This is a genomic window from Yoonia tamlensis (assembly GCF_900115105.1).
In the GTDB taxonomy this organism is placed as follows: Bacteria; Pseudomonadota; Alphaproteobacteria; order Rhodobacterales; family Rhodobacteraceae; genus Yoonia; species Yoonia tamlensis.
On the sequence record NZ_FOYP01000001.1, the window covers coordinates 497,914 to 520,098 of the forward strand.

The window sequence follows — 22,185 nt, forward strand, 5'->3', positions numbered from 1 at the left end:
CCTGCCCTATAGCGCGGCGCGCGCGGCTTGGGAATGGGGAACGCGCAGCGCGTATTGCCCCAAGAACACAGAGCATAGCACAACCGCAATCCCGATCCCTTGGCTTAGGATCAGGGTTTCGTTCAGGATCAACCAACCAAGGATTGTCGCGCTAAGCGGGCTAAGCGCCCCAAGGATCGACACCGCCGATGGGTCCAGCCGTTTGATCCCGCGTAGCCAGATCACATAGGTCAGCCCCGCGCCGATCAGGCTCAGATACGCAAGCCCCGCGAAGTTTTGCACCGTTAAGCTGGTCCAGTCGGTCGTCGCAAAGGGCGCGAGCGGCAACAGCAGCAGCCCGCCGGCGGTCAGCTGCCACGCGGTAAATGTGCGCGCCGGCACGGCGGGCTGCCATTTGCGGCTAAGCACCGTACCAAAACCCATGGACGCCGACCCCAGCAAACCGGCAAGCACCCCGAGCGGGTCAAGCTGCACTTTGGCCGTGAGGACAAGCAGCGCTACACCGATCCCGCCCAGGCCCACGGCAACCAGTGAAAGCGGCCGGATTGTCGTGCCAAGCAACGATTTGGATGCGAGAAACACTACAAGCGGCTGCATCGCCCCAAGGATTGCGGCCACCCCGCCGGGCAGGCGGTAGGCGGCGTAAAACAGCAGCGCCCAAAAAATCGCAAAATTGAGCGCGCCCAGCACAAACATTTTGGGCAGAAGCGCGAGCGGCGGCAGCTGCCCTGCCAATACCAGCAGTAGCAGTCCGGCCGGCAACGCCCGAAAAAGCGATACGGTGATCGGGTCGAGATTAGGCAAGAATTGTGTAGTGACGATATAGCTGCTGCCCCAAATCAATGGTGCAATGGCCGTGAGTGCAATGTCGAAGCTGCGGGTCATGTGGTGCATCCTTATTTATCTTGATGTCGAGATATACCAATTCATCTTGACGTCAAGATAATAATCTGATCAACTGGTCGCATGTATGATATTGATGAAATCAAGGCCCAATGGGCCAGTCAGCGTCCGGATCTGGACACGGAACCGATGATGCTGATTGGCCGTTTGATCCGTGTTAGTGCGCAGATGTCGCAGCAAATGGCCGCAACTTTTGCGCAACACGGGCTTAGCGCTGCGAGCTTTGACGTGCTTGCGACATTGCTGCGGTCGGGGCCGCCGCACGCGCTTTCGCCCAACCAGTTGCTGGAAACGATGATGGTGACTTCGGGGACGATGACAAACCGGATCGACCAGCTGGTCAAAGAGGGCCACGTGGTGCGGATCAAGAACCCTGATGATGCGCGCAGCGTGCTGATCCAGCTAACGCCAAAAGGGGCCAGCGTGATTGACGCGGCAGTGACGGATCACGTGCAAACCCAAAGGCGGCTTGTGGCGCCTTTCGGGGCGTCCGAACAAGAGAAGCTGAACGAGATATTGCAGGCCTATCTGGACCGGCTAGCCGCGGCGCGATAGTCAGCCCGCGCCGTTGGGTCGTGTCAGGATAAATGTCGCTGCGCCTGCCATGCATATTGCCTGTATCACGATGACCTTAAACGGCATCGCCATGATGATGCTCAGGCCCAACGCCGCGCTCATCATCGTGATCGCAATTGTCTTGTATTTCGGGGCGATGGCCCCTGTCGCGTTCCATTCTGCGATGATCGGGCCAAAGGTGGCGTGATCATGTAGCCGTTGTTGCAGGCGCTCTGACCCTTTGCCAAAGGCAAAAGCTGCTAGAATGACAAATGGCGTTGTTGGCAAAACGGGTAACACCACCCCGATGATGCCAAGCCCGAGCGCGGCCCAACCGATTGCCAGCCAGATGCCCCGCACGAGAACTTCTTTTGATGCCTTAATGTGCCGCAAACTGGCATCCTCTTTGATCAGTTTGCACTGCAATACCATATCTGGGAGAGATGCCAATTCACGAATGCGCGCGGCTATTTTTCCTGCATGCTCCGGATGTTTTTCAGCACCGCGCGACGGGGCATCATCGGGATGATCCAATTGAGCAGGAACGATAATTTGCCTTCGTTGATGACCCGCAGCCTGCCGGCCAGCATCGCGTCATAGCCGCATTTTGCGACCGCGGCGGGCATGGCGCCTTTTTGCTTGACCAGCCCCGTCCCTTCAAGCGCTGCGACCTCGGCAAATTCGGTATGCACATAGCCAGGTTCAAGTGCTGTGACGGTCACGCCTTTGGCGCGCAGTTCTTCGTCGATGGCTTGGCTAAAGCTAGAAACAAAGGCTTTGGTCGCGAAATAGGTCGCCTGCAACGGCCCCGGCATATAGGAAGCCGTAGAGCTGACGTTCAGGATTTTGCCGCCGCCGTTTTTGACCATCGCGTTGCCGATATGGTGGCACAGGGCCACAAGCGATTTTACGTTCAGGTCGATCATTGCAAGATCATCGGCAAGCGCGCGTTCGGTAAAGATACCATGCCCGCCAAAGCCCGCGTTATTGATCAAGATGTCGATTTTTTGGTCTTTGACCGCGTCATACAGTGCATCCGCACCCCCTGCGGCCCCCAGATCAAGCGCAATTGTGGTGACGCTGATCTTATGGGCGGCTTCCAGTTCGGATTTGAGCGCGTCTAGCTCCGCGCCCCTGCGCGCGGTGATGATCAGATCGCCGCCAAGGCTGGCGTGATAGCGGGCGAATTCGCGGCCAATTCCGGCGGATGCACCCGTGATAAGAGCAGTATTTGGCATGTGGATTCCTTTTGTCAACGTGTGTTGATATTTGATATGGTGTCTTTCTCGGGACTTGTCAACGGGTGTTGACAAATTGGCCGGACGGCGTAGACCATGCCCCATGAAAAAGTCAGACATCACCCGCGAAAAACTGCTGTCCGCCGCTACAAATTCGTTTTGCGCGCAAAGCTATTCCAACGTGTCATTGCGCATGATCGCAAAGCAGGCGGGTGTCGATGTCGCGCTGGTTTCGCGCTATTTCGGTGGCAAGCGCGGGTTGTTCGAAGCAATGCTCGAAGTCGCGTTCGATTGGCCGGAAATGGCTGCGGGCGGCGATCCGGTGGCGGTTGCCATCGCAAAATACACAAAGCCCGATGCCACGGATGCGCATATGTCGGTGATCCGCATGATCATCGTGAACGGGGCCGACCCAGAGGTCGGGGACCTGTTGCGCGCACGGCTGCGCACCATGCTGATTGATCCGATGCTGGACCGAATGGGCGGGCCTGCGGCTGCACCTAACCTTGCGATGTTTATTGCGGCGACATTGGGTGCTGCGATGGTGCGCCACACCTTGCGGTTGCCAGGAATGGCGGATGTGTCTGCCGAAGAATACGGCGCGCAACTGCGGCATATGATTGATGCGGCTCTGGCTTATGAGGGCAAGCAGTAGCCAAATAAAAAGCCGCCCTTTTCGGGGCGGCTTTGCCGTAGGGTGGATCTTGATCCACCTTACTGAATGAAACTACCGGCGGCGGTCGCGGCGTGATGACATGGGCTGGAACGCAACGCCGACATGGGCCTCGCAGTACGGTTTTCCGGCTTGTACGCCTAGGCCGCAGAACCAGAAATCATCTGTTGCCGGATCACCGACAGGCCATTTGCAGGTTTTCTCGGTCAGTTCCATCAGGCTGATGCGCTTGGCGCCTTTTTCGACTTCGCTGACTTTGGCCAGCGCTTCGGGGCTGATTTCATTGGCCGAAGGTTGCGGCGGCAAGGGTTGGCCGGCAGGAATAATCGCGCGGCGGGCGGCCGAAATTGGAATGCCGTTTTCGTCCAGCTCCACCACTTCCTTGACCGCAGGGACCGCTGCGGCGGGCGCAGGGGTCGGGGCAGGGGTCGGCTTTGGTGCGGCTTTGGGCGCTGCGGCTTTGGTGGCGGCGGCCGGTTTTTCTTTGGGGGCCGCTTTGGTCGCGGCGGCAGCACCGCTCGCGGCAGCACGGTTCGACAAGCCAAGGCGGTGCACCTTGCCGATTACGGCGTTACGGGTCACGCCGCCAAGTTCCTTGGCGATCTGGCTTGCGGACTGGCCTTCGCCCCACATCTTTTTGAGCGTCTCGACGCGCTCGTCTGTCCAGGACATATGGATTCCTTTGGTTCAGTGGGCCGGACAAAGCAGTTTGCCGGGCCAAAAATCTGTTCAAGCCTTACAATAGTCATTGTGCGCAGGGATGTGAAGCGCGCGTTCAAGGTTTTCGCGCGTTATGGCAGATCGGGCGCAGTCAGGCGGGTCGGTGCTGGCCAATTGCGGTAAATAGTTTATGTCGGTGCCGACACAAAGGAACAGTGAGATGACCGCAAAAACTGCAATGGGTGTGCGCCGCTTTGGCCGTGTGAACTGGCTGGGGACATGGACATTGGTGCGCCGCGAGATCAAGCGGTTCATGAATGTCTGGTCGCAGACCGTGATGGCCCCGCTGATCAACGCGGGGCTTTTCCTGATGATCTTTACCATCGCGATCGGCCCGCAGCGCGGTGATGTGATGGGCGTGCCGTTCATTACCTTTCTGGCGCCGGGCATTCTGACGATGACGGTGATCCAGAACGCCTTTGCCAATACATCGTCGAGCCTTGCCTCGGCCAAGGTGCAGGGCAATATTGTCGATACGCTGATGCCGCCCCTATCGGCGGGCGAATTGGTGTTTGGCTATATCGGCGGGGCGGTGGCGCGCGGTATATTGGTGGCCGTTGTGATCGCCTTTGGATCATTCCTGTTTTTGGGTGTCGGATTGCAGCACCCCGTCTGGGCGATCCTTTTTGTGCTTTTGGGGTCCGTTCTGATGGGTGGTTTGGGTATGATTGCAGGGATTTATGCCAATAAATTCGACCAGCTCTCGGCGATTTCCAATTTCCTGATCACCCCTCTGGCGTTTCTTTCGGGCACTTTCTATTCCATCGACGCGCTGCCTGCATTCTTGCAAACCCTCAGCCACGCCAACCCGTTTTTCTATATTATCGACGGGGTGCGCTATGGCATGATCGGGGTGTCCGACAGCAGCCCGTTTGTTGGTCTGTGTGTCGTGGCTGTTGCCTGCATTCTGGTGCTGGGCCTGTGTTTGCGCTGGATGCATACGGGCTATCGGCTCAAGGCCTAGTGATTTGCGCTTCACAGCGCGCGCAAGTTGCGCTAGGAAACCTGCATGAAGACCGGTCTGACATATGTAATCCGACGCCGACGCTAATTTGCGCCGCCTTTTGTCACGTCTTCTTTAATCTCTAAACATTGACACCCGGCCCTTGGTCTGCACCAATTGGCCTATTGATAAGGATGATCCCCATGATCGCGTCTATCTTGCCAACCTATTCACGCGCCCCGCTGACATTTGTGTCTGGCGAAGGGTCATGGTTGACCGAACAGGACGGGCGCCGATTTCTGGATCTGGGCGCGGGGATCGCGGTGAATGCGCTGGGCCATGCCAATCCCGCATTGGTCGAAGCTTTGACCACCCAAGCCCAAGCCGTGTGGCACTTGTCGAACCTGTATAATATTCCGGCCCAGCAAAAGCTGGCCGATGCGCTTGTTGATGCGACCTTTGCCGATACCGTATTTTTCACTAATTCGGGCACCGAGGCCTGTGAATTGGCCGTTAAGATGGCCCGCAAATACTGGTACGATAAGGGTCAGCCGGACCGCGGCGAGATCATCACGTTTACGGGCTCGTTCCATGGCCGGTCTGCTGCGGGGATTGCCGCGGCCGGATCCGAAAAGATGACCAAGGGCTTTGGCCCTTTGCTGCCCGGATTTACGCATCTGGAATTTGGCGACATGGCCGCGCTGGCCGCTGCGGTCACCGATCAGACCGCCGCCGTGCTGATTGAACCCGTGCAAGGCGAAGGCGGTATCCGCCCCGTGCCCGATGCCGACCTGAAGGCGATGCGCGATCTTTGTGATACGCATGGCGCATTGCTGATCTTTGACGAGGTTCAATGCGGCATGGGCCGCACCGGCAAACTGTTTGCACATGAATGGGCGGGCGTGACCCCCGATATCATGATGGTTGCCAAAGGCATCGGCGGTGGTTTCCCGCTGGGCGCGGTGCTGGCCACGGAAAACGCGGCCTCTGGCATGACGGCGGGCACACATGGGTCCACCTATGGTGGCAACCCGCTTGCCTGTGCGGTCGGGGCCAAAGTGATGGAAATCATCGCCGATGATGCATTTCTGGCCGAGGTGAACCGCAAGGCCGGATTGCTGCGGCAAAAACTTGAAGGTCTGGTTGCGGCTCATCCGGATGTATTCGAGGCCGTGCGCGGTGCGGGTCTGATGCTGGGGCTGAAATGTAAGGCGGTGAATACCGATATTGTTGCCGCCGGCTATGCGCAGGGTGTTTTAACTGTGCCAGCGGCGGATAACGTGATCCGGCTGCTGCCTCCGCTGACCATTACGGATGCCGATATTGCCGCCGCAGTTGACAAAATCGACGCTGCTGCCGCACAGTTACAGGGAGCCAATGCGTAATTACGATTTCCGCCTGTTAACCCAAGACGACCTGACCTTGCTGCGTCGCTGGTATTCTGCGGCGCATGTTAAGGTTTGGTGGCCCGATACCGACGCGCAGATCGCGCGCATTACCGCAGATATGGAAAACCCGCAGGTTGCGATGCATATCGTCGAGCTGTCCCATCTGCCATTTGCGTTTATCAGCGATTTTGATGCGCGCACATCGGCCAAACCCGAATTCGCCGACCTGCCTGTAGGCACCCGCGTTGTCGAAACATTTGTAGGCAATCCGGATTTTCTGGGGCCGGGCCATGCAGCAGGTTATATCGAAGCATGGGTGCGCGCCTTGCGCCGCTCGTATAGTCTGGTTGCAGTGGGACCGATAACCACCGATACACGGGCGATATCGATCTACCGACAGGCCGGATTTCATAATCGCCGCCTTGCGCCGACGCGCGACGGCAAACTCGTTCAGGTGATGACACGCCTTTGATTTACTGGCCCTTTGGCCCCATGATAAAGAACCTCCTATGACGCATTTTCTTGATATCCATACAACGCCCGCAGAAGATTTGCAGGCGATCATCCGCAACGGGCGCGCGATCAAGGACGCGCGCAAAGGTCTGCCAAAGGGCACACCTGACGCGGATCAGCCGCTTGCCAACCATATGGTTGCCCTGATTTTTGAAAAGCCGTCAACGCGGACCCGCGTGTCATTTGATGTGGGGGTGCGCCAGATGGGCGGGCAGACGATGGTGCTTTCGGGCAGCGATATGCAGCTGGGACACGGCGAAACCATTGCTGACACGGCCCGCGTGCTGTCGCGCTATGTCGATATGATTATGATCCGCACATTCGAAGAACAGACCCTGCTCGAGATGGCCGAATATGCGACCGTGCCGGTGATCAACGGGCTGACCAACCGGACGCATCCCTGCCAGATCATGGCCGATATCATGACATTCGAAGAACATAACGGCCCGATCAAAGGCAAGAAAGTCGTCTGGTCGGGCGATGGCAATAACGTCTTTGCGAGCTTTGCGCATGCGGCCAAACAGTTCGACTTTGAGCTTGTGTTCACAGGCCCCGAAACATTGGACCCCGAACCGGCGCTGGCCGGGCTTTATACAATCGAGCGCGATCCCGACAGGGCCGTTCAGGGTGCGGATCTGGTGGTGACCGATACTTGGGTGTCGATGCATGATCCGCAATCCGCCCGCGAACGGCGCCATAACCAGCTGCGCGGCTATCAGGTGAATGACGCGCTGATGGCCAAGGCCAAGGATGATGCATTGTTCATGCATTGCCTGCCCGCCCACCGCGACGATGAGGCCACAAGCAGCGTGATGGACGGCAAGAATTCGGTGATTTTCGATGAAGCCGAAAACCGGCTGCATGCGCAAAAGGCCATCATGCGCTATTGTCTCGGAAAATAGGCAACAGCGCCGCGCCAATTCCTGACACAGGAATTGGCCCCAGGCTTTCGTTGAAAGCCTGGGCGCCCCCTAAACAAATGCGGCGTGTAGCCCCAAGAAGATAATCGCGGACATCAAGGCCGCGGCGGGCACTGTGATCACCCAGGCTGCGATAATTGTCATAAAGTGCGACCGGCGGACCAGTTTGCGGCGGCGGCGTTCTTCGGGGGCGATACGTTTCGCCACAGGGCGCTGCTCTGACGATTTGCGGGCGCGTCTTGCAGCATGCCATTCACGAAAAAAACCCACGCCAAACACGCCACCCACGGCGATATGGGTCGAGGACACTGGCAAGCCCAGCCAACTGGCGATAATCACTGTGATCGCGGCAGAAAGCGCCACGCAATAGGCGCGCATGGGGTTCAATTTGGTGATTTGGCTGCCGACCATACGGATCAGTTTTGGCCCGAACAGGATCAAGCCGAACGAAATCCCGAACGCCCCGATCACCATTACCCAAGTTGGAATATCCACCTTGCCCGCAAATGTGCCAAAGCTTTCGGCGTGCACAATCGCGGCCAGCGGTCCAACGGCGTTGGCCACATCATTCGCCCCATGCGCAAACGACAAAAGCGCGGCTGACAGGATCAGCGGGATGTTAAACAGCACTTTGAGCGATTTGTTGCGGTTCTCGAGCCCTTCGGATTGGCGCCGCACCAAAGGCGCAGAAATCGCATAGATTGCCGCACCCAGGACAATCCCGATAAGACAGGCGGTCAGCAGATCGATGCTGACGATCCGTTTCAGCCCTTTCATCGCCAGATACATCGCAAAGACACCGCCCATGATCCCGATCAGCACAGGCACCCAGCGGCGCGCGGCGGCAATTTTGTCGTCCTGATAGATGATCGCGGTCTTGATAAAGGCAAGAAACGCCGCCGCGATCACCCCGCCCAGCACGGGCGAAATGACCCAGCTTGCGGCAATTGCGCCCATGGTCGGCCAGTTCACCGCCGCAAACCCTGCGGCTGCAACCCCTGCGCCCATGACCCCGCCCACGACAGAATGTGTGGTTGAAACCGGCGCCCCGACCCATGTCGCCAAATTCACCCAAAGCGCCGATGAAATCAGCGCGGCCATCATCGCCCAGATAAAGACTTCGCTGCTAGAGACGCTTTCGGGGTCGATGATTCCCTTGGAAATCGTTGAAACAACATCGCCGCCCGCCAGCAAAGCGCCCGCACTTTCGCAAAGTGCCGCGATGACAATCGCCCCCCCCATGGTCAGCGCATTGGCCCCCACGGCGGGCCCCATATTGTTAGCCACGTCATTGGCGCCAATGTTCACGGCCATATAGGCCCCGAATGCCGCCGCCGCAATCACGACGTAAGAGACTGAATCCCCGCCAAAAAATAGCGTGCTGGTCAGCGCGGCAACGATAATGAACGCCAAGGAAATTCCCAACCCGACCAGCGGACGGCTGACATATTGGGTTGCGTATTCAACAGCCCCGATACGGCCCAAATCGCGATCAAGCGTTTTCCATTGGTTGGTTGGCTTTGAATCCGGCATTTTCGTCCCCCGCTAAGAATTGGAGCCGGAGGTAAACATTTTGTGCGCATCTCACAATATGTTTATGAATTTCTGCCTTAGGCCGCGAAATTGCCAATCAAAGCTTTGAGCCCGGGATCATCAACAAGCTCTGCCGCGCGCGCGGGCGTGGCCCAGATCCGGTCGCGCCGTTCCGATTCAGGGTAGTTATCGGACAGCTTTTTGACCTTAAAGGAAAAAACCTTAACTTCGCAGGGGATGACAGAGCCGTTATCAAAACGTTTCTGGCCCAAAAACGACTGTGCCGACGCATTGTTTGCAGCGGCTTTCTTGACGCCGCCTTCTTCCCATGCTTCCTGTTTTGCCGCCTCGCAGGCAGTGAGCCCGTCGATCGGCCAGCCTTTTGGCAGGATCCAGCGCCCGCTGGAGCTGCTGACAAGCATCACTTCGGTGCCGGCATCACCTTCGCGGTGACACAGGGCCGCCACCTGCAATGCGGGCGGACGTTTTATAAGCGGGCGCACGGCGTCCCGCCAGAAGTTGTTCAACATAGAAGTCATAATTTGCCTGACAATCGTCTTATATTATTAAGAAATTTCTAACACGCTGTGATTCGAAATGCAAATCACGCTTAGGTGCCCCGTGGTTTTGCGCGCAAAGTCGGGTCCGCTTGGGTCGGATCTTCGGGCCACGGGTGGCGCGGATAGCGCCCGCGCATGTCGCGCCGCACATCCGCATATGATGTGGCCCAGAACCCGACAATATCTTGTGTCACCTGCACAGGCTTTTGCCCCGGCGACAAAAGCGTGACGCGCAACGGCGTTTGCCCGACCGTCGGGTGCGTTGTGACCCCGAACATTTCTTGCAGTCGCAGCGTGATCCCCGGTGCTTCGCCATCGTAGTCAATCGGGATCTTGCGCCCCAATGGGGTGATGAAATGTGCAGGCGCCGCTTGGTCAAGCCGTTGTGTTTGTTGCCAATCAAGCATCGCGCGCAGGGCGGGCAGCAGGTCAAACCCTTTCCAGTCGCCCGCAGTGCGCACCCCGCCCAGATGTGGCAAGAGCCAGTTTTCAAGATCGCCCATAAGCGTCGCGTCATCCATTGCGGGCAGATCATCAAGCAGCGCCACGCGCGCCCGAAACCGGTTGGCGGCCGTACTTGGCCGCAGCCCAAGCTGGCGCACCCCGTCAAGCATCGCTGTGGCAATCGCATCGTCGGGCGCGTCCGACCAATTGCGATCATCCAAGACCAGCGCCCCAAACCGTTCTTGCCTGCGCGTCAGCACCTTGTTTTCGCGCCGTGACCACAGGCAGATATCAACCCATTTGATCTGATCGCCAAAGGTGTCGCGCAGGACGCTTTCGGTAATTGTGACGGCCTGTCTGATCCGTGCTTCGCGGTTGTCGCCGTCAAGATCGGTGGCGACGATCAACCGCTGTCCGGCCAGCGGGTCGCCCGCGTCCAGAATGGCGCCTTTACCACCTGACAGCACATAACGCGGGTCATCACCCTTGCGTCGCAGCCCGATCCGGTCGGGATAGGCGAGCGCGGCCATCGCCGCGAGCGACATAACTGCCGGTTTGGGCAGACCTTTGGACAGGCGCGGGATTTCGGATTTGATCTGTGCAAGCGCTGCATGGTTAATCTGGCCGAGTCCATCATAGCGCCCGCGCAGCGCGGCAATGCGCAAGGACAGATCACTGGGTGCGCCGCGCAACGGGTCGCGTGCGGCCAAAAGGGCGGCCAGTGGCGCGGCTTGGGCGCCCGCGATTTGCAGCATATGTGCAAGGCGTGGATGCAAGGGCAGGGCGGCCAATGCACGCCCGTGCGCGGTGATCCGCAACCCCGCGTCCAAGGCACCCAGCCCCTGAAGCAGCGCGCGTGCTTCGGCCAAGGCCCCATCGGGTGGCGGGGTCAGGAACAACAGGTCATCACTGCCCCAAGACGCGATTTCGAGCGCAAGGCTGGCAAGGTCGGCGGCTTCGATCTCGGCGGGGGCATAGGCGGGCAGCGCGCCTTCCTCGCCCTTTGTCCACAGGCAGAACGCATCGCCAGGGGCGACCCGCCCTGCGCGGCCTGCGCGCTGGGTTGCCTCGGCGCGACTGACCCGTTCGGTCACAAGCCGCGACATGCCCGATCCGGGGTCAAAGCGCGCGCGGCGGGCGCGGCCTGCGTCGACGACCACGCGAATATCTTCAATCGTAAGCGATGTTTCCGCGATGGCGGTTGAGAGCACAATCTTGCGGCCGGTTGCGACAGGGGCAATCGCGGCGCGTTGGTCCTTGAACGGCAGGGCGCCATACAGCGGGCGGATGTGGCAATCATCAGGCAGACGGCCTGCAAGGTTCTGCGCTACCCGCCTGATTTCGCCTTCGCCGGGCAAGAATACCAGCACACCGCCGATGGTTTGCGCGACGGCATCAATAACGAGATCGGCGGTGGCTGCTTCCAGCCTTGTGCCTTTGGGCAGGGGTTTTGGCAAATGGTGGGTGGTGACGGGGAATGATCGCCCCTCAGATGTGATCACGGTCGCATTGTCAAGCATCGCGGCCACGGGGGCTGCGTCCAAGGTCGCGGACATGACCACGATGATCAGATCGGGGCGCAGGATCTGGCGCGCCTCCCACGCGAGCGCAAGGCCCAGATCGGCATTGAGCGAGCGTTCGTGGAATTCGTCAAAGATAATCGCGCCGATGCCTGTCAGGTCAGGGTCCGACTGGATCATCCGGGTCAGGATGCCTTCGGTCACGATTTCGATTTTGCTGCCCGGTTTGCTATCGCCGCGCATCCGGTAGCCCACGCGCCCGCCCGTTGTTTCGCCCAGACCTTCGGCCAGCCGGTCAGCGGCTGCGCGCACCGCCAGACGGCGCGGCTCGAGCATGATGATCTTGCCACTGGTGAGCGCGGCCGCGAGCATGGCCAGCGGCACGCGCGTGGTCTTGCCGGCACCGGGGGGGGCTTGCAGGACGGCGCAGCCGCGCGTGCGGATCGCGGCGATCAGCTCAGGAAGAATAGGATCAATGGGGAGCGCGGTCATAGGCATCTGTCTGGGCCATGCAGGTAAGGTGGGTCAAGACCCACCCTACGGGCGTAGGGTGGATTTTAATCCACCGCTGCCCAAAGAAAAACCCGGCAACCTTGCGGTTACCGGGCAAATAATCCGTCAAAGTACAGGTGCCTTAGGCAGCTGTCGCCTTTGAGATCTCTTTTTTCACTTTCAGCGCATCGGCTGACAGTTCCGCGTCTTTGGCTTTCGCCATGAATGCGTCCAGACCACCGCGGTGATCAACTGTGCGCAAAGCCGCGTTAGAGATTTTGAACTTGAACGAGCGGCCAAGCACGTCAGACTGCAGTGTCACATCCTGCAGGTTTGGCAAAAACCGGCGGCGGGTGCGGTTTTTCGCGTGGCTTACGTTGTTGCCCGACATCGGGCCTTTTCCGGTCAATTCGCAACGGCGCGACATGGGCGTGTTCCTTGTCTAGTGGACGGCCACAAACCAAGTGTTTGGGCATCCGGTCATAGGGTGATGGCCCTGCCAAAACAGGGACGTGTATAAGATCAGCGCGAAATAGGCGGATTCCTTTGGCCCGTCAACCCGATTTGCCACGCGCGGGCGATGAAATTACCAATCGGTGCCACCGCCCGCGCGCTGCAGTGCGTATAGGCTGTCGTTATTGGCGCGTCATCAAGGCCCGAAACCGCCCGATCACAGCCTCAGCAGCGATGGTTGGCGTGACCTGTCCCGTGCGCACATCATTTTGCGCGCGTTGCATCTGCGCCTTGGTCGCAGGGTCGTCGATCAATATCTGAAGCAAGCCTTGGCGCACGTCTTCGGTGAACCAGTGGCTGGCTTGGTCTTGGCGTGTCTGATCCCAAATCCCGTTGCCGCGCCGCCAATCCAACAGCGTTTGCATTTCTTGCCATGCGGTTTCCAGCCCGATGGTTTCGAGCGCCGAGACGGTCAGCGCCTTGGGGAACCCTTCGGGGTCTTGGGGCCGCTTGCGCAACAGCCGCAGCGCACCCGCATAATCGGCACAGGTGCGTGTGGCTTGCGGTTTGAGATCGCCATCGGCCTTATTGACCAGAATTATGTCGGCCATTTCCATAATGCCGCGTTTGACGCCTTGCAATTCATCGCCGCCCGCCGGCGCAAGCAGCAGCAAGAACAGGTCCGACATCTGCGCCACAACCGTTTCCGATTGCCCGACGCCCACGGTTTCGATCAGCACAATATCAAAACCCGCCGCCTCGCATAGCGCGACCGCCTCGCGGGTGCGCCGCGCCACGCCGCCCAATTGGGTCTGGCTGGGCGATGGCCGGATAAAGGCGTTGGGATCGCGGGCCAGAAAATCCATTCTTGTTTTATCGCCCAAGATAGACCCGCCAGAGCGCGCAGAGGATGGATCAACCGCCAGCACCGCGACCCGCAGGCCTTGGCCTGTGAGCATCAGGCCAAAGCTTTCGATAAAGGTTGACTTGCCGACACCTGGCGTGCCTGACAGGCCGATCCGCAGCGCTTGGCGGTCTGTGCCAAGCTGCGCCAAAAGATCAAGCGCCTGCGCACGGTGATCGCTGCGCGCGCTTTCAACCAAGGTAATCGCACGCGCCAGCGCGCGGCGTTGTCCGGCCCGCACGCCCTGCGCCAGTGCGGCTATATCTGTGTCTTTGTTCATACCCGTATTCATATCGGGCCAATGGGGGCTGTCCAGTCTGCTGGGCAAACTAATTGCCTGCTGCGCCTGATCGCCGCGATCAATTGAGTTGCGCAAAGGGCGTGTTTTGTGATGAACCTACGCCAAGCATAAGTCATCTTGGGGCCGCATTTCATGTTTGGTAATGATACCGTCGTTTTTCAGTTCACTGGCCCTTTTGGGGTGCGCGTTGAAATCGGACAGTCGTTGGCGATGCTGGTTTTGTTTATCGGGCTGATGTCGGGCGGCAATATTATTGACGGGCTGATATTTGCGGTAATGCTGGTGACGGCAATTTTCTTGCATGAAATGGGCCATGCGGCGGGGTGCCTTCTCCAGAAAGTGCCTGTGCGGCGGGTGATGCTGCACGGGGGCGGCGGGTTTTGCGAACCTGCGCGGTCGACAACACGGCGCGAAAGCGAATTGATTGTTGCGCTGGGCCCATTGGTGAACCTCGCGCTTTGGGCGCTGGCGTCACTGGCGTTCAAGGCGATCTTGATGGGCAACCTTTACTATTCGCCCCTGATGATGACATTGGCGGGCTATCTGGCGATGTTTGCCTTTTTGAACCTTGCGCTGTTTTTCTTTAACATGATGCCCGTGCAGCCGCTTGATGGGGGCAAGCTGCTCCATCTGGGTTTGTTGCGGGTTTTGTCGCAAGCCAAGGCGCACCGGACGACAGGCGCGATCGGGCTGGTCGTGGCGTTGGCATGGATTCCGGCGATGATTATCGTTTACGTGAATTTTCACTGGGTGCTGTTTTTCATGCCTTCGATCATCGGACATTACCGGATGGCCAAAGGGCAACTGGCGTGATGCAGGTGCTTTGTGTCTGTCTGGGCAATATCTGCCGTTCGCCCGCAGCCGAAGCCGTGCTGCGCGCGATGATCCCTGATCTGGATGTGGATAGCGCCGGTACGGGCGGTTGGCACGTGGGTGATCCGCCCTACGGCCCGATGCAAGCAGCGGCGCGGGCGCGGGGTTATGACCTAAGCAATTTGCGCGCGCGCCAGTTCAGCGTGGCCGATTTTACCGGTTTTGATCTGATAATCGCGATGGATGCGCAAAATATGTCGGACATCGAATCCCAGCGCCCTGCGGGAAATGCAACGCCTGTACGCCTTATGGCCGCAACCGACGTGCCTGATCCCTATTACACCCGTGATTTTGACGGGTGTCTGGATATCATTGAAAATGCCGCGCGCCTTATGCAGCAGGCACACAAATCTGGCTCGCCAGTTCTGTAAAGCTCTTGTAGCGCAGCCAGAATGCTTCGGAGCTTGCGTTGTCGGATTGACGGGTATCTTGCGCCAGTTGCGGATCGGCAAAGAATTCCGCAGCACGCGACTGGTCACGCCCGTTCAACGTCTGGTTGGCCACGCTTTGCACACAGCCGCACAGCGCAGGCGAAGCCGCCGAGCGCCCCGCAGACTGACACGCGTTACTGATTTCGCCTGATGCGCTGGGCACCCCGCTCGGGCGATTGCCGCCACCGCATGACACCATGCCAACCAACGCCGCTGTGACCAAAATATACCGCATATTGCCTCTCTCTGGCCGCTGTCTGTGCAGCGGTCCGCCTGATGATGCCCAATTTGCGCAGATTATGGCTGGGGAAGGCGCGCGATGCAATTGGGGAATGAAACGAGATCGGGGACCATCCACACTGACGATCAATACGCCAATGTGATCAAGCCGTCGCTTAGCTTGAATTATACGCAATATAGGCTTGCAAGGCCCGTGCTTCGGGAGGGGCCTGTCGGGTGCGGATTTGATGGCACAGGTGACTGTTGCTTGCGGCAAAAGCCGGTCATCATTTTGGCGCAGAGAGCCGCACCAGCTGCGTGGCATGTGCCGGATAATCCAAGACCCGCGTGGAATCAGCAGGTGTCTCGCAGTTTCACCGCTAACCGATGTGCGTGAAATCCAAGGCGGGCATTGACCAACTCTATGGAACATCTGCGCCGCAATCCCCTTGCAAAAGCCGTGTTCTTTGGCCATTGACAGGTTCAAACTTTGCACAGGGCCGTGGCTTTATGACTGATCTCGATCACATCCGTAATTTCTCAATCGTCGCGCATATCGACCATGGTAAATCCACCCTTGCGGATCGCCTGATCCAAGAAACAAATACCGTGGCGCTGCGTGATATGAAGGCGCAGATGCTTGATAGTATGGATATCGAGCGCGAGCGCGGGATCACGATCAAGGCCAACACGGTGCGCATTGATTACACGGCGCAAAACGGCAAATCCTATGTGCTGAACCTGATCGATACCCCCGGCCACGTCGACTTTGCGTATGAGGTTTCTCGGTCCATGCGCGCGGTCGAAGGATCGCTTTTGGTGGTCGACAGCAGTCAGGGCGTCGAGGCGCAGACATTGGCGAACGTCTATCACGCGCTTGATGCGGATCATGAAATTGTGCCCGTTCTGAACAAGATCGACCTGCCGGCATCAGAATGCGATCAGGTTGCCGCCCAGATCGAGGATGTGATCGGGATCGACGCCTCCGAGGCGATCCGCGTGTCGGCCAAAACCGGTGTCGGGATCAAGGAAACGCTCGAGGCGATCGTGCATAAACTGCCTGCCCCCAAAGGTGACCGCGATGCGCCATTAAAAGCGATGCTGGTTGACAGTTGGTACGACAGCTATCTGGGCGTGATCGTTTTGGTGCGTATCATCGACGGCACGATGAAGAAAAACGACCGCGTGAAATTCATGTCCAACGGCACCGTGCACCAGATCGACAAGATCGGCGTGTTCCGGCCGCAAATGCAGGATGTCGCTGTTCTTGGCCCCGGTGAAATCGGGTTTATCACCGCGTCGATCAAACAGGTGCGCGATACGCGGGTCGGCGATACCGTCACATCCGAGAAAAAAGGCACCGAAACACCGCTGCCCGGCTTTAAGCCGGCGCAACCTGTGGTGTTTTGCGGGCTGTTTCCGGTCGATAGCTCCGAATTCGAGGACCTGCGCGATGCGATCGACAAACTGGCGCTGAATGACGCGTCGTTCAGCCACGAGATGGAAACATCGGCCGCACTTGGCTTTGGCTTTCGCTGCGGGTTCTTGGGGCTTTTGCACCTAGAGGTGATCCGCGACCGCATTGAGCGCGAATATGATATCGAACTGATCACCACCGCGCCGTCGGTTGTGTATCACGTCTTTATGCGCGACGGCACGCAGTTAGATCTGCATAACCCCGCCGACATGCCCGACCTGACCCATGTGGACCATATCGAAGAACCACGGATCAAGGCGACGATCCTTGTGCCCGATGACTATCTGGGTGACGTGCTAAAGCTGTGTCAGGACCGCCGCGGCGTGCAGCTCGACCTGACCTATGCGGGTTCCCGCGCGATGGTGGTCTATGATCTGCCATTGAACGAGGTTGTGTTCGATTTCTATGACCGGCTGAAATCCGTGACCAAGGGCTATGCGTCCTTTGATTACCAGCTGACCGGCTACCAGCAGGATAACCTTGTGAAAATGTCGGTGCTGGTCAACGATGAACCGGTTGATGCGCTGTCGATGATGGTGCACCGCGACCGCGCGGAACAGCGGGGCCGCGCGATGGTTGAAAAGCTCAAGGACCTGATCCCGCGCCATATGTTCAAAATCCCGATCCAAGCGGCCATCGGCGGCAAAGTCATCGCCCGCGAAACCCTATCGGCCCTACGCAAAGACGTGACCGCCAAATGCTACGGCGGCGACGCATCGCGCAAACGCAAACTGCTGGACAAGCAGAAGGCGGGTAAGAAGAAGATGCGGCAGTTCGGGAAAGTGGATATCCCGCAGGAAGCTTTCATTAGCGCACTGAAAATGGACAGCTAAAGCTGGTCATTTTTGGCGCGAATGAAAAACGGTGGGCGGCAGCGTTTGACGCAGTCAAAAGCGTGTCAACATGGTGGCTATAGGTAGTTAGGGTAAGCAACTTCTTGGCGGGTTACTTAATGCAAACTTACTGGGGAATTGCATTCAGAAGCTCAGATTTTCCTAATTCAGACGCTTCATTTTCCCAAATTGCTTCCATCAATCGGTTTTTGGATAATTGAATTTCGACAATAAACTCATCGACATATCCTTCAAGTTGTTCGTTGATTCTTGTCGACATATCGGATTTAGGGCCTGTCAGAAGGGATCCAAGTCGGAACGAGTTTTTTTCTGTGAAGGAGTGCCATTCGCTATGTCCAAAAATCCGTCTATCATGGTCAACGATTCCAATTCTAAGACCAACGTTTACTGCACACGTGTTGCTAGATGTTTCATAGCCATTTGCTGATATACGTACTATAACGCCGAAGGGGAACTCCTCGACAATGTTAGGGTAACCGGCATCTAGAAACTCACGCTTTGCAGAGCTAATGGCCCTTTCTGGAGTGAGCCAGCAACCATCAGATACGTTGTCGGACAATATGAAAAAGAATTCAGTTGTTTCCGATATTTGAGCAATCCCCAAATCGTGCCCGAAAAGGATCGCCTGTTCCAATTCGCTTTCTTCTGCAAAAGCAGGTGTTTGAAAAGCAAGACTAGCAACAAGCAAGATAATTGATCTCATACCAAATAATCCGAACAAAATTTTAGCAATCTTGCGTAATCTTCTCATGAAGCACTGTAGTTGGAAAGATGTTTCATTGCCAAATTTCCAATTTGGCAGCGCCCGGGCCGGGGCTTCGCTCGTTTTCACCTGAATTGATCCACTGGATCAATTCCAAGACGGTTCAAACCCTCCCCCACGGGGCGGGCGCTTTGCTTCCTGCTCCTCGGTTCGGGCGCGGCGTACCTTTCAAGCCACTTGACCCAAATCAAAGCCCACAATCCCCGCCGCTGATAACTTCCCCCCGAAACAACTCTTTCGGAGATCATCATGCTGCGTTTATCCTCTGCGCTTTATTCCATTATCGGCACCAGCCTTGCGGGGAGCCTTGTGATTGCGGCGCTGACGTTGGGCTATGATACGGCTGTGCCGATCATGGTGGGCGCGGCGATTGGTGCGGTTGCCGGTGTGCCGGTCAGCTATTTCGTGGCCCGCGCGATCACCCGAAACATCAAGTAATTCAATGGGTGCTTTCCTTCGCCGCGCAACCGGCTTAGACCGATCCCTATGACCTGTCCTTTATGCCAAACCGCTGACACGCCGCTGACATCCTGCCCCGTTCCGGGCGGCCCTGATGGGGCGGCTGTCGACATCTGTGACACCTGCATTGCGCAGTTGGACACGCCCGAGGAATCCCATTTTCGCGGGCTGGCCAGCAGCATGTGGTCTGAAGATCCTTGTGTTGCCGTGCTGGCCGCGCGGACGCTGAAAAATATCGGCACGCCTTGGGCGCTTGATCTGGCGGATCAGCAGTATCTGGACGATGAAACGCGCGCATGGGCCGATAATGTGGCCGCCAATAGGGCGCATAAGGATGCGCATGGCGCGCCCCTGAACGCGGGCGATACCGTGGTGCTGATCAAGGATCTACCGGTCAAGGGCGCGGGTTTTACTGCCAAACGTGGCACGGCTGTGCGCGGGATTTCACTGGTTGCAGAAAACGCAGGCCACATCGAAGGCCGTGTCGAAGGCCAGCGGATCGTGATCCTCACGGAATTTGTGAAAAAGAAATAGCGACGGAAACGCGCGCACCATCCGTATCAGTTCCGTCAAATGATGGAGCTGACAGATGTATTATCTACCACATGCGTTTATCGTCGTGATGGGCGGGCTGAGCTTTGCGACGTTTATCACGTCCGGCGTGGTCTAAAGCGCGTTATCGACAGCTTCACCCGCGCGGGTGATGTCGCGCCCGACACCTTTGACGGTCTCGCAAGCCGACAGGCCAATGACAGACAAGATTAGAAATGCGCGGATGATCATTGTGGACCTCGGTATATTGGTTTCGCAAAAACCCTAGCCGCTGGGCGAAGGCTAATCAAGCGGGGTCGGCCATGTTCAAAAACGCCGTTACCGCCGCGATGAATTCCCGCGGCTTTTGCGCATGGAGCCAATGGCCGGCCTCGGGGATTTTTGCAAATTTGGCCTGCGGGAACAGCGATTTGATAACCGGCCGATGGGCGGGCAGGACATAGTCGGAACTGGCCCCTGATAAAAACAGCGCAGGCCCCGCGAACGATCCCTGCACATCGGGAAAACCCACGATCTGCGCCATATCAGCCGCAAGAACATCAAGGTTCAGCCGCCAGCGCTTTTCTTTCAGATCAAGGCTTTGCAGCAGAAAATCTGCCAGCCCCGGTTCCAGATCGCCGAGCATTTCCTTGGCCGCGCTGCGTGATGTCACCGCTGTCGGGTCGACATTGCGCATCGCATTCAGCGGCCCCATCTGCGTGTGCTGATAGGGCACCGGCGCGATATCGGCGACGATCAGGCGCCGCAGCTTCTCTGGGTGGGTCAGCGCCAGCACCATCGCCGCCTTGCCGCCCATCGAATGGCCCAGCACATCCATGGGCTGCGTGATCACTTCGGCCAGATCGCCGGCCATATCCGCATAGCTTTGGCTGTCAAACCACGGGCTGCTGCCGTGGTTGCGCATATCAACCGTCACCACAGGGCGTTCCGCTGACAACCGCTTGGCAATTACCCCCCAGTTGCGCGCAGACCCGTAAAGCCCGTGCGCAATCAAAAGAGGTGTGCCCGCGGGCCCGTCATAATGTACCGTGTTTAACATGCATCTGTTTTAACCCTTTGTGAGACGCAAACGCCAGAGGGATTGAGCGCGCGACAGTTTCCGATTACGCGGTGGCTTATGGTTGCGTTGATCGAACAAACTGTCGCGGATATCCGCGCGCTGCTTGAAACAAGGCTGCGCGTGCGCGGGGCATCTTTGGCCGTGCAACTGCGCAAGGCGCGGCGGCAATTGCCACGTGCGGTGCGCCGTGATTTGACCTATCTTGTTGAAACTGCAGAGCTAGTTAAGAACCCCAAGCTGGTGCGCATGGTCGATATGAACCGCGTTGCGCGCGTGCACCGCAACACGGTGGCATATCTGGAAAGCGTGAATATGCGTGAACAGCGCATCACCACGCTGATCAATGTGGTGGCTACGATTGCGCTGGCGCTATTGGTGACGGCGGGGATGGTGATCTATGTTCTGGTGCAAAGGGGCTACGTCGGACCGGGTCTTTGACAACCAAAGTGACCGTTGCAAACGCCACATAAAGCAGCAGATACCACGATCCGATTTTCGCAAAGCTGACCAGTTCCAGCGGGTTTTGACCGCTGTAAATCCAAGTGCCTGTCAGCGTGCCGATGTTTTCCGCGACCCAGAGGAATAGACTGCTGAGGAACGCGGCGAGCGGCAGGGGCATCCAGTACCAGTTTGCGCCGATGCGGAACCAAATGCGGGTGCGGATGTAAAATAGAACGGTTGCTGCGAACAGGACCACCCGAAAATCCCAGATGTAATGGTGGCTGAAAAAATTTATGTAAACCGCCACCGCCAGCCCGAAATGCAGCGCTATCGGCGGGAAGGGCGCGAATTGCATGTCAAAGAGCCGGATCACCCGTGCCATGAAACTGCCGACAGCCGCATACATGAACCCCGAAAACAGGGGCACGCCGTAGATTTTGAAAAATGCAATCTCGGGATAGGCCCAAGACCCCGCGCTGACCTTGAACCACTCCATCGCGGTGCCGGTGATGTGGAACAAAAGGATCACGCGGGCCTCTGCCCATGTCTCTAGTCTAAAGCGTAGAAACAAGACTTGCAGGCCAAGCGCGATCAAAAACAACGCGTCATAGCGGGCGAGGGGCCAGTGATCTAGCCAAATCATCTTGGTCCCGATGATCGCGGCCAAAAGGCTCGCGCCAAACAAACAGGCCCATGCTTGTTTCAGCACAAACATGACAAATTCAGCCACCCCCGCGGGGAGGCGGCGGCGCATCGCATCGCCAAGACGGCGCTCAGTGAGATGGGTTTGGGTCATGGGGGAGGGTGTAGCAGGCGTGTCGGCAATGAAAATGCAGAAAATGTGCAGTTTGTTATGAGCGTTTATCTGTCGGTTATGCGGACGAAGCGTGCTTTGAACTGAAATTGCCCAATGTCTGGTTTAACGCTTTTTGATGAGACCGGCACACAAATATGTGCCGCCTGCCGTCTTCCAGCGATCTCGAAGCACAATGAATT

At 57.8% G+C, this 22,185-nt stretch carries 26 protein-coding genes; 12 read left to right on the plus strand and 14 right to left on the minus strand.

What is annotated here, in order from left to right; genetic code table 11:
• Positions 1 to 6: 6 nt before the first annotated feature.
• Positions 7 to 885, minus strand: a complete 879-nt coding sequence (locus tag BM320_RS02560) for an EamA family transporter (RefSeq protein WP_090200273.1) — start codon at positions 883 to 885, stop codon at positions 7 to 9.
• A gap of 81 nt (positions 886 to 966) precedes the next feature.
• On the opposite strand from BM320_RS02560, the gene BM320_RS02565 reads away from it, so the two are divergent.
• A complete protein-coding gene (locus tag BM320_RS02565; protein WP_090196067.1) occupies positions 967 to 1,458 on the plus strand; it encodes a MarR family winged helix-turn-helix transcriptional regulator in 492 nt (163 codons plus the stop codon).
• On the opposite strand, the gene BM320_RS02570 is transcribed toward BM320_RS02565, so the two are convergent.
• Positions 1,459 to 1,851, minus strand: coding sequence for a YbaN family protein (locus BM320_RS02570; protein ID WP_242650937.1), 393 nt, complete (start codon positions 1,849 to 1,851; stop codon positions 1,459 to 1,461). It lies immediately after the preceding gene.
• Between the two features lie 74 nt (positions 1,852 to 1,925).
• On the minus strand, positions 1,926 to 2,696 hold the full coding sequence (locus tag BM320_RS02575; protein ID WP_090196072.1) for an SDR family NAD(P)-dependent oxidoreductase: 771 nt from the start codon (positions 2,694 to 2,696) through the stop codon (positions 1,926 to 1,928).
• A 103-nt stretch (positions 2,697 to 2,799) separates the two neighbouring features.
• Here BM320_RS02575 and BM320_RS02580 point away from each other — a divergent pair, with 103 nt between their 5' ends.
• Complete coding sequence (locus BM320_RS02580) at positions 2,800 to 3,351, plus strand: TetR/AcrR family transcriptional regulator (RefSeq protein WP_090196075.1); 552 nt, start codon at positions 2,800 to 2,802, stop codon at positions 3,349 to 3,351.
• Between the two features lie 72 nt (positions 3,352 to 3,423).
• Here the strand turns inward: BM320_RS02580 and BM320_RS02585 are convergent, their stop codons facing one another.
• Positions 3,424 to 4,041: a GcrA family cell cycle regulator gene (locus BM320_RS02585; protein ID WP_090196077.1), complete on the minus strand. Its 618-nt coding sequence runs from the start codon at positions 4,039 to 4,041 to the stop codon at positions 3,424 to 3,426.
• Between the two features lie 208 nt (positions 4,042 to 4,249).
• On the opposite strand from BM320_RS02585, the gene BM320_RS02590 reads away from it, so the two are divergent.
• From BM320_RS02590 to argF, 4 genes are all read left to right on the plus strand, one after another.
• A complete protein-coding gene (locus tag BM320_RS02590) occupies positions 4,250 to 5,053 on the plus strand; it encodes an ABC transporter permease (protein ID WP_090196080.1) in 804 nt (267 codons plus the stop codon).
• Between the two features lie 182 nt (positions 5,054 to 5,235).
• A complete protein-coding gene (locus BM320_RS02595) occupies positions 5,236 to 6,417 on the plus strand; it encodes an aspartate aminotransferase family protein (RefSeq protein WP_090200276.1) in 1,182 nt (393 codons plus the stop codon).
• Positions 6,410 to 6,892, plus strand: a complete 483-nt coding sequence (locus BM320_RS02600) for a GNAT family N-acetyltransferase (RefSeq protein ID WP_090196082.1) — start codon at positions 6,410 to 6,412, stop codon at positions 6,890 to 6,892. The genes BM320_RS02595 and BM320_RS02600 overlap by 8 nt, the downstream gene beginning before the upstream one ends.
• Positions 6,893 to 6,929: 37 nt before the next feature.
• Positions 6,930 to 7,835 (plus strand): ornithine carbamoyltransferase, encoded by a 906-nt coding sequence (argF, locus tag BM320_RS02605; protein ID WP_090196084.1) that lies wholly within the window; start codon positions 6,930 to 6,932, stop codon positions 7,833 to 7,835.
• Positions 7,836 to 7,904: 69 nt separating this feature from the next.
• Here argF and BM320_RS02610 read toward each other — a convergent pair whose 3' ends face one another.
• The 5 genes from BM320_RS02610 to meaB all read right to left on the minus strand — a co-directional run bounded on the left by BM320_RS02610 (position 7,905) and on the right by meaB (position 14,039).
• A complete protein-coding gene (locus BM320_RS02610) occupies positions 7,905 to 9,386 on the minus strand; it encodes an inorganic phosphate transporter (protein WP_090196087.1) in 1,482 nt (493 codons plus the stop codon).
• 77 nt (positions 9,387 to 9,463) lie between these two features.
• On the minus strand, positions 9,464 to 9,889 hold the full coding sequence (locus BM320_RS02615) for an NUDIX hydrolase (protein WP_242650938.1): 426 nt from the start codon (positions 9,887 to 9,889) through the stop codon (positions 9,464 to 9,466).
• Positions 9,890 to 9,996: 107 nt separating this feature from the next.
• Positions 9,997 to 12,402, minus strand: coding sequence for an ATP-dependent helicase HrpB (hrpB, locus tag BM320_RS02620; RefSeq protein WP_090196092.1), 2,406 nt, complete (start codon positions 12,400 to 12,402; stop codon positions 9,997 to 9,999).
• A 142-nt stretch (positions 12,403 to 12,544) separates the two neighbouring features.
• Complete coding sequence (rpmB, locus tag BM320_RS02625) at positions 12,545 to 12,829, minus strand: 50S ribosomal protein L28 (RefSeq protein ID WP_090196094.1); 285 nt, start codon at positions 12,827 to 12,829, stop codon at positions 12,545 to 12,547.
• A gap of 208 nt (positions 12,830 to 13,037) precedes the next feature.
• Positions 13,038 to 14,039, minus strand: coding sequence for a methylmalonyl Co-A mutase-associated GTPase MeaB (gene meaB / locus BM320_RS02630; protein WP_090200279.1), 1,002 nt, complete (start codon positions 14,037 to 14,039; stop codon positions 13,038 to 13,040).
• Positions 14,040 to 14,192: 153 nt separating this feature from the next.
• Here meaB and BM320_RS02635 point away from each other — a divergent pair, with 153 nt between their 5' ends.
• Together BM320_RS02635 and BM320_RS02640 are read left to right on the plus strand one after the other, a co-directional pair.
• Positions 14,193 to 14,873, plus strand: coding sequence for a site-2 protease family protein (locus tag BM320_RS02635; RefSeq protein ID WP_090196097.1), 681 nt, complete (start codon positions 14,193 to 14,195; stop codon positions 14,871 to 14,873).
• Positions 14,873 to 15,304 carry a low molecular weight protein-tyrosine-phosphatase gene (locus BM320_RS02640; RefSeq protein ID WP_090196099.1) on the plus strand — a complete coding sequence of 144 codons (432 nt, stop codon included), beginning with the start codon at positions 14,873 to 14,875 and terminating at the stop codon, positions 15,302 to 15,304. Before BM320_RS02635 ends, BM320_RS02640 begins: the two co-directional genes overlap by 1 nt.
• Here the strand turns inward: BM320_RS02640 and BM320_RS02645 are convergent.
• Positions 15,264 to 15,599: an arginine transporter gene (locus tag BM320_RS02645; protein WP_242650939.1), complete on the minus strand. Its 336-nt coding sequence runs from the start codon at positions 15,597 to 15,599 to the stop codon at positions 15,264 to 15,266. The genes BM320_RS02640 and BM320_RS02645 overlap by 41 nt on opposite strands.
• Before the next feature lie 494 nt (positions 15,600 to 16,093).
• Between BM320_RS02645 and lepA the strand changes: the two genes are divergently transcribed.
• Complete coding sequence (gene lepA, locus BM320_RS02650) at positions 16,094 to 17,893, plus strand: translation elongation factor 4 (protein ID WP_090200282.1); 1,800 nt, start codon at positions 16,094 to 16,096, stop codon at positions 17,891 to 17,893.
• A 127-nt stretch (positions 17,894 to 18,020) separates the two neighbouring features.
• Here lepA and BM320_RS02655 read toward each other — a convergent pair whose 3' ends face one another.
• Positions 18,021 to 18,746, minus strand: coding sequence for a hypothetical protein (locus BM320_RS02655; protein ID WP_131802251.1), 726 nt, complete (start codon positions 18,744 to 18,746; stop codon positions 18,021 to 18,023).
• 180 nt (positions 18,747 to 18,926) lie between these two features.
• Between BM320_RS02655 and BM320_RS02660 the strand changes: the two genes are divergently transcribed.
• Positions 18,927 to 19,115, plus strand: coding sequence for a CTP synthetase (locus BM320_RS02660; protein WP_090196104.1), 189 nt, complete (start codon positions 18,927 to 18,929; stop codon positions 19,113 to 19,115).
• A 48-nt stretch (positions 19,116 to 19,163) separates the two neighbouring features.
• Positions 19,164 to 19,670: a PhnA domain-containing protein gene (locus BM320_RS02665; RefSeq protein ID WP_090196107.1), complete on the plus strand. Its 507-nt coding sequence runs from the start codon at positions 19,164 to 19,166 to the stop codon at positions 19,668 to 19,670.
• A 132-nt stretch (positions 19,671 to 19,802) separates the two neighbouring features.
• Here the strand turns inward: BM320_RS02665 and BM320_RS02670 are convergent, their stop codons facing one another.
• Both BM320_RS02670 and BM320_RS02675 read right to left on the minus strand, forming a co-directional pair.
• The gene (locus BM320_RS02670) at positions 19,803 to 19,919 is read right to left on the minus strand and encodes an entericidin A/B family lipoprotein (RefSeq protein ID WP_110580787.1); all 117 of its coding nucleotides are present in this window, start codon (positions 19,917 to 19,919) and stop codon (positions 19,803 to 19,805) included.
• 55 nt (positions 19,920 to 19,974) lie between these two features.
• Positions 19,975 to 20,727, minus strand: a complete 753-nt coding sequence (locus BM320_RS02675; protein WP_090196110.1) for an alpha/beta fold hydrolase — start codon at positions 20,725 to 20,727, stop codon at positions 19,975 to 19,977.
• Positions 20,728 to 20,805: 78 nt separating this feature from the next.
• On the opposite strand from BM320_RS02675, the gene BM320_RS02680 reads away from it, so the two are divergent.
• Positions 20,806 to 21,186 (plus strand): hypothetical protein, encoded by a 381-nt coding sequence (locus BM320_RS02680; protein ID WP_090200288.1) that lies wholly within the window; start codon positions 20,806 to 20,808, stop codon positions 21,184 to 21,186.
• Here BM320_RS02680 and BM320_RS02685 read toward each other — a convergent pair.
• The gene (locus tag BM320_RS02685; protein ID WP_242650940.1) at positions 21,101 to 21,985 is read right to left on the minus strand and encodes a DUF817 domain-containing protein; all 885 of its coding nucleotides are present in this window, start codon (positions 21,983 to 21,985) and stop codon (positions 21,101 to 21,103) included. The genes BM320_RS02680 and BM320_RS02685 overlap by 86 nt on opposite strands.
• Positions 21,986 to 22,185: the final 200 nt, after the last annotated feature.

Bases quoted from the DNA above. Each gene is read 5' to 3' on its own strand.
- BM320_RS02560 (WP_090200273.1), bottom strand. From the start codon at position 885: ATGACCCGCAGCTTCGACATTGCACTCACGGCCATTGCACCATTGATT.
- BM320_RS02565 (WP_090196067.1), top strand. From the start codon at position 967: ATGTATGATATTGATGAAATCAAGGCCCAATGGGCCAGTCAGCGTCCG.
- BM320_RS02575 (WP_090196072.1), bottom strand. From the start codon at position 2,696: ATGCCAAATACTGCTCTTATCACGGGTGCATCCGCCGGAATTGGCCGC.
- BM320_RS02580 (WP_090196075.1), top strand. From the start codon at position 2,800: ATGAAAAAGTCAGACATCACCCGCGAAAAACTGCTGTCCGCCGCTACA.
- BM320_RS02585 (WP_090196077.1), bottom strand. From the start codon at position 4,041: ATGTCCTGGACAGACGAGCGCGTCGAGACGCTCAAAAAGATGTGGGGC.
- BM320_RS02590 (WP_090196080.1), top strand. From the start codon at position 4,250: ATGACCGCAAAAACTGCAATGGGTGTGCGCCGCTTTGGCCGTGTGAAC.
- BM320_RS02595 (WP_090200276.1), top strand. From the start codon at position 5,236: ATGATCGCGTCTATCTTGCCAACCTATTCACGCGCCCCGCTGACATTT.
- BM320_RS02600 (WP_090196082.1), top strand. From the start codon at position 6,410: ATGCGTAATTACGATTTCCGCCTGTTAACCCAAGACGACCTGACCTTG.
- argF (WP_090196084.1), top strand. From the start codon at position 6,930: ATGACGCATTTTCTTGATATCCATACAACGCCCGCAGAAGATTTGCAG.
- BM320_RS02610 (WP_090196087.1), bottom strand. From the start codon at position 9,386: ATGCCGGATTCAAAGCCAACCAACCAATGGAAAACGCTTGATCGCGAT.
- hrpB (WP_090196092.1), bottom strand. From the start codon at position 12,402: ATGACCGCGCTCCCCATTGATCCTATTCTTCCTGAGCTGATCGCCGCG.
- rpmB (WP_090196094.1), bottom strand. From the start codon at position 12,829: ATGTCGCGCCGTTGCGAATTGACCGGAAAAGGCCCGATGTCGGGCAAC.
- meaB (WP_090200279.1), bottom strand. From the start codon at position 14,039: ATGAACAAAGACACAGATATAGCCGCACTGGCGCAGGGCGTGCGGGCC.
- BM320_RS02635 (WP_090196097.1), top strand. From the start codon at position 14,193: ATGTTTGGTAATGATACCGTCGTTTTTCAGTTCACTGGCCCTTTTGGG.
- BM320_RS02640 (WP_090196099.1), top strand. From the start codon at position 14,873: ATGCAGGTGCTTTGTGTCTGTCTGGGCAATATCTGCCGTTCGCCCGCA.
- BM320_RS02645 (WP_242650939.1), bottom strand. From the start codon at position 15,599: ATGCGGTATATTTTGGTCACAGCGGCGTTGGTTGGCATGGTGTCATGC.
- lepA (WP_090200282.1), top strand. From the start codon at position 16,094: ATGACTGATCTCGATCACATCCGTAATTTCTCAATCGTCGCGCATATC.
- BM320_RS02660 (WP_090196104.1), top strand. From the start codon at position 18,927: ATGCTGCGTTTATCCTCTGCGCTTTATTCCATTATCGGCACCAGCCTT.
- BM320_RS02665 (WP_090196107.1), top strand. From the start codon at position 19,164: ATGACCTGTCCTTTATGCCAAACCGCTGACACGCCGCTGACATCCTGC.
- BM320_RS02670 (WP_110580787.1), bottom strand. From the start codon at position 19,919: ATGATCATCCGCGCATTTCTAATCTTGTCTGTCATTGGCCTGTCGGCT.
- BM320_RS02675 (WP_090196110.1), bottom strand. From the start codon at position 20,727: ATGTTAAACACGGTACATTATGACGGGCCCGCGGGCACACCTCTTTTG.
- BM320_RS02680 (WP_090200288.1), top strand. From the start codon at position 20,806: ATGGTTGCGTTGATCGAACAAACTGTCGCGGATATCCGCGCGCTGCTT.
- BM320_RS02685 (WP_242650940.1), bottom strand. From the start codon at position 21,985: ATGACCCAAACCCATCTCACTGAGCGCCGTCTTGGCGATGCGATGCGC.